Origin of the sequence: Mesorhizobium sp. M5C.F.Ca.IN.020.32.2.1, assembly GCF_004023105.1 — a bacterium.
Lineage (GTDB): Bacteria > Pseudomonadota > Alphaproteobacteria > Rhizobiales > Rhizobiaceae > Mesorhizobium > Mesorhizobium wenxiniae.
In genome coordinates this window covers 1-4,936 of the sequence record NZ_RZSX01000477.1, presented here as the reverse complement: position 1 = coordinate 4,936, position 4,936 = coordinate 1, and the positions used below count along the sequence as shown (strand labels likewise).

Below are 4,936 nucleotides of genomic sequence, written 5' to 3'. Positions count from 1 at the left end.
CCTCGCTGCTGCCCGAGGATATGCAGGGTGTGTTCATGATGATCGCCCGCGCGGCGAAGGAGGGCTGGCCCTGCCCGAGCGACGCGGCGATCGCCCGCGCCTACGGCTCGCACTCGCTGCGCCGCGCCCGGCGCCTGCTGACCTATATCGAGGAACAGGGCATGATCGTATGCAAGCTTGACGGTCTCGGCCGGCGGGTCGTGACGCTCGTCGAATTGGCCTGGGCAACGGCACCGGGCGACACCAACGACGAGGAGGCGGAGCAGGGCAGTTTGGCTGTGTGAGGCGGCGGCCGAGTGCGCAAAGGGAATGCCACGCATCAAGGCGATATATTGCCAAGCGGCAGGTACAGCGGCGAGTCTTTTTTGCGCAGATAGGGCCTCGCTGGCCCGCCACAGCTCATCTGCCCGGTCTTCATCATACGACGACGAATTGGCGCGACGCAGATCCGCCTATTGTAAGTTCTTCGATGCTACAGCACTCCCTCCTGCCGACGGCGCTTTACATATGTTCTAAATTACCCGCGGGTCGGTTTGCTAATAAAGAGATCAGCCCCGATCAACTGACGAAGGACAAGAAATACGGCAGGACTGTAGCGCAAATATCCGCCGAAACTACGCTACCGCCGCCTATTACCCCCTTCGGTTCATTCTGTTGACATCTCCTGCTTCTGGAGAGATGGTAAGATACTACGCGCCGGCCCTTTTTCCGAAGATTTTATTCTGCAGCTTTATCAAAGGATTTTGGCGATGCGTTTGTCTCGATCGCGCCGACTTGTGGCCATCGCTTTGACGGCAATCGCAGCCGTCACCCCCTCTTATGGACATGCCGAGGACAAGCTGCTGACGGAAGCGGTGCAGTTCAACGGTACGATCCTGTATCTCTCCACTGAAGTGCCTGGCCTGATCTTCGGCGCCGTGCGCAACGGCGAGACGGCCTTGGCGGGTTTCGGCAAGATTGCCGACGGGAGTGAAAAAGTGCCCGACGGCGACACAATGTTCCGAATCGCGTCCGTGAGCAAAGTGTTCTGCGGCAATGTGCTTTCCTCGCTCGCGATCGACGGCAAGGTACAGCTCACCGACCGGCTGCAGGATCGCCTTGGCTGGGACGTCACGCTCCCGGAGAAAGATGGCCGCGCCCTCCGCCTGATCGATCTCGTCGCGCAAGCTTCCGGCCTTCCGCGGGAGGTGCCAGTGGCCGAGGCGCCTCCCTCCGACCCCTTCTCTACCAACACGAAAGAGGCGCAGATTGCCGCCCTCAAGGACAATCCGCTGCTGTTCGCGCCGGGCACCGCCGTTCTCTATTCAAACTTCGGATACGACCTCCTCGGAGCGGCGCTCGCGAATGTCTCTGGAAAGCCTTATGCCGAGGTTCTTCGGGAGCGTGTCCTCGATCCCCTCGGCATGAAAGACACGGTTTTCAACCCAAGACCGGAGGACGAACCGCGCCTGATGCAGGGCCATAACTTCGATGGCAGCGCCATGCCCATCGTGCCGACGAGCACAGCCATGGAATGCGCCGGTGGGTTGTACTCGACCGCGGACGACCTGCTGCGCTGGATGAACTGGCATGTCGACAACAAGCCTTCCGCGGCCGACGCCGAGTTCCGCCTCGTGAACCACGCGGCTTTTTTGTACCGGGACGGGCTCGCGTCGGTAGTGGGACTGGATGACGGCGGCCCGATGGACGCCATGGGTCTCGGATGGGTCATCATGCTCCCCAACGAGCATCGCCCGCTCATCCTCCAGAAGAGCGGCGGCCTGCAAGGGATGTTTCTCTATGTTGCGATTGCACCGACACGCGGCGTCGGCGCTTTCTTCGTCATGAACGAATTCAATGCCGCCGGCTTCATGGCCGGGGTTAAGACGACGAACGATCTCGTCGCAGAGATCGCTCCGCGCTGATTTCGCGCTTATCGGTAGAACGTGCGCGATCATTAATGCTGTGGAGGGGCCTGACGGACGGCATGTTTCGCGGCCAGGCAAGCGCGACAACGGCTATTTCCGGCCGACCGCTTAGCTATCCATTGCTGAGGACTTGCCGGCGCCGACCCGCTTCATCGCTGCTCACGGCCTGCTCAAGCGGCGGCCAAGGTTCTGCCTCTCGACTCTTTGGCATCCCGTTTTCGTAGCCGACCGCGAATGCCGCGCTGCTCGCAGTCCCGACAGCATCAGCCGCCTCCTGGCGCAACCCGACGCGGGTTCCGTGTCATCGGCGTGCTTTATCAGGAGTTCGTGGTCCGCGGCCGCATAGAGGCCTCGCCTCGGTTGTGCCTGACCTGCCCGCCTTCCGCCGCATGCTGACGCGCGCCCGCGCCGGCTTGGGTTCCGATATGGCAGGGAATGATGCCTGGCAGGATGTCTCGGTGCGCCTCGCTGCTGCCCGAGGACTATGCAGGGTATGTTCATGATGATCGCCCGCGCAGCGAAGGAGGGCTGGCCCTGCCCGAGCGACGCAGCAATTGCCCGCGCCTATGGCTCACACTCGCTGCGCCGTGCCCGGCGTCTGCTGACCTATATCGAGGAGCAGGGCCTCATCGTCTGCCAACTCGACGGGACTGGGCGGCGGACGGTGACGCTCGTCGAACTGGCCTGGGCGACCGCACCGGGCGACCCTAATGCGGCGGAGGCCGAGCAGGGGCGTTTGGCTGTGTGAGGGGCGGATGGTGCGCCCGGGCTCAGCCAGAAGATGAGGTCAGCCCAGAAGATTGCGCGCCGCTCGCATGAATATTTTCGACCCGATCGGGATCAAATCGTCCGGAAAGTCATAGTCCGGATTGTGCAACGCAGGGTGCCGCTCGCCCGCACCCAGGAAGAACATCGCCGACGAGGCGCTGTGGCCGAACAAGCCGAAATCTTCCGAAGCACGCATTGGCAGGGCTTCTTCTCCGTGCACGACGCCTTCTTCATCGAGAGCTCGCCGCAGATGCTCTACGGCGTCCGGCGCATTGACGCTGGCCACAAATATCTCTTGATAGTCCCACCGGGCAGAAAGGCCATGCTGGCCAGCGATCTGTGTGACCAGCGATTCAGCGGCGGCGCACAGGTTTGCCATGCGCTCGTCGCGCCGGGTGCGCAGCGTCGCCCAGACCTCTGCATGGCCGGGCGCAATGCCGAACACCGCTTCGCCCATCGCGGCATGGGTGACGGTCAGCATGCTGAAGTTGTCGTCGGCAAAAGTTCCGCTGCCAAGTGCCGGGAGTGCCGGCATCAACTGGCTGATTGCCATCATCGGCGAGACGCCGGTCTCGGGCATGGACGAATGCGCGGTCTTGCCCTCTAGCACGATGCGCATGCCGCGTGAAGCGCAGTTCACCACTCCGGTCTTGAGCCGCACCTCGCCGAACGGCACGCCCGGCAGATTGTGCAGCGAGAAGGCGAAATCCGGGGCGATCTCCCCAAAGCGCGGATCGGCGACGACACCGGCAGCACCATTGCCGGTTTCTTCCGCCGGCTGGAACATCAGCACGACGCGACCGCGGGCAGGTTTTTCGCGCCCCAACTGACGGCCAAGTGCCGCCAGGATCGCGGTATGTCCGTCATGGCCGCACATATGCGACTTGCCCGGCACGAGTGATGCATGATCTACGCCAGAAAGTTCATAAATCGGCAGCGCATCGAGTTCCGAACGAAACATCACCGTCGGCCCCGCCTTGCCGCTTTCGTAGATCGCCGCCACGCCATGCCCGCCCAATCCGGTCAGCACCTTGTCCGGCCCCGTATCGGCGAGGAAGTCGGCGACCTCTTTAGCGGTCTTCTCCTCTTCATTCGAGATTTCGGGGTTCTGGTGCAGCTTGCGCCGCCACGCTATAAGCTCGACGATGTCTCGATTGGTAAGGGTCACGTGTTCCAACTCCGTTTGCGCTCCATTCTAAGCAAAAGCAGCCATTGCTCCAGGGTCAAGGAGTCTCGAAATGGAAGACCGGGAGCTCGGAGTGCCCTTGGGTTGTAAGAACCAGTATTTCGGCGATCCGTTCGAGCCTGGGCCTTCTCGCGCACAATGGGTCGAGCGGATGCCGTGAAGCCTGGCCGACATGATCATCCGCCGCTCGCCCGCGCGGAGCTGCCTGAAGATACGGCCGCTCTTGCCCACTATCTCATCGGCAAGCTGGTGGTGCGGGCGTTGCCGGAAGGCATCGTCAGCGGCCGCATTGTCGAGACCGAGGCCTATGTCGCCGGCGATGCCGCCGGGCACGGTTACCGGGGAATGACCCCGCGCAACCGTTCGCTGTTTCTTGAGCGCGGGCACGCCTACGTCTATCTCGCCTATGGCCTCTCATACATGCTGAATGTTTCGAGCGAGACGGCTGGGATCGGAACCGGCGTGCTGATCAGGGCGCTCGAGCCGCTCGAAGGCGTGGGAGTCATGCGGTTCCATCGCGGCGTCGAACGCTTGCGCGACCTGGCGCGAGGACCGGGTAGGCTGGCTGCCGCGTTGCGAATCGACCGTTCGCTCGACGGGCTCGATCTTTGCCGGGAAGGCCCGCTATGGCTGGCACGAGACGACCACAAAGCAGGCGAAATCGGGAAGAGCATTAGGATCGGCATTTCGAAGGACGCGGATCGGCTATTGCGATTTTATGTCAGGGGGAGTGCGTTTGTCAGCGGCCCAAGATCGCTGAGCCAGGGGCAGCGGTAGTAGCAGAGTTGCAGGTAAAGCATCGGAGTCTGATTGCGCCCAGAAGCGGACAATCGAGTGCGATTTATGTGGTAACCCGCAATGGGCCGTCTGCTGTCCTTCCGGTTTCGGGCGCGATGCGTTAGAAAGCTGACGTTCCTCTTGCGACTTCGAGTCCGTCATCTGGTGGGAGGCGGCAGAGCCCCAAAGTCGGACGATCGACAGCTTTTCGAGGTGAGCGTAACGAGAGTCGTCAACGGACGGATGCCGAAAGACGGCACCGACCCGAGAACAGTAGCTTGATCATTTTTTTGAGTCC

3 protein-coding genes and 2 pseudogenes are annotated in these 4,936 nt (G+C 62.1%); 4 read left to right on the top strand and 1 reads right to left on the bottom strand.

Annotation, left to right across the window (positions count from 1 at the left end; translation table 11 throughout):
- From EOA86_RS22145 to EOA86_RS22135, 3 genes and pseudogenes are all read left to right on the top strand, one after another.
- A pseudogene (locus tag EOA86_RS22145) lies at positions 1-284 on the top strand (ATP-binding protein); the annotation flags it as partial.
- Positions 285-749: 465 nt separating this feature from the next.
- Positions 750-1,904, top strand: coding sequence for a D-alanyl-D-alanine-carboxypeptidase/endopeptidase AmpH (gene ampH / locus EOA86_RS22140; protein WP_128343573.1), 1,155 nt, complete (start codon positions 750-752; stop codon positions 1,902-1,904).
- A 294-nt stretch (positions 1,905-2,198) separates the two neighbouring features.
- Positions 2,199-2,655: pseudogene (locus EOA86_RS22135) on the top strand (ATP-binding protein); the annotation flags it as partial.
- A 39-nt stretch (positions 2,656-2,694) separates the two neighbouring features.
- Here the strand turns inward: EOA86_RS22135 and EOA86_RS22130 are convergent.
- Positions 2,695-3,843 carry an amidohydrolase gene (locus EOA86_RS22130; RefSeq protein ID WP_065010256.1) on the bottom strand — a complete coding sequence of 383 codons (1,149 nt, stop codon included), beginning with the start codon at positions 3,841-3,843 and terminating at the stop codon, positions 2,695-2,697.
- Positions 3,844-3,999: 156 nt separating this feature from the next.
- Between EOA86_RS22130 and EOA86_RS22120 the strand changes: the two genes are divergently transcribed.
- Positions 4,000-4,638, top strand: a complete 639-nt coding sequence (locus EOA86_RS22120) for a DNA-3-methyladenine glycosylase (protein WP_065010228.1) — start codon at positions 4,000-4,002, stop codon at positions 4,636-4,638.
- The last annotated feature ends 298 nt before the right edge of the window (positions 4,639-4,936 follow it).

Coding starts and splice junctions, on each gene's coding strand:
- ampH (WP_128343573.1), top strand. CDS start 750: ATGCGTTTGTCTCGATCGCGCCGACTTGTGGCCATCGCTTTGACGGCA.
- EOA86_RS22120 (WP_065010228.1), top strand. CDS start 4,000: ATGGGTCGAGCGGATGCCGTGAAGCCTGGCCGACATGATCATCCGCCG.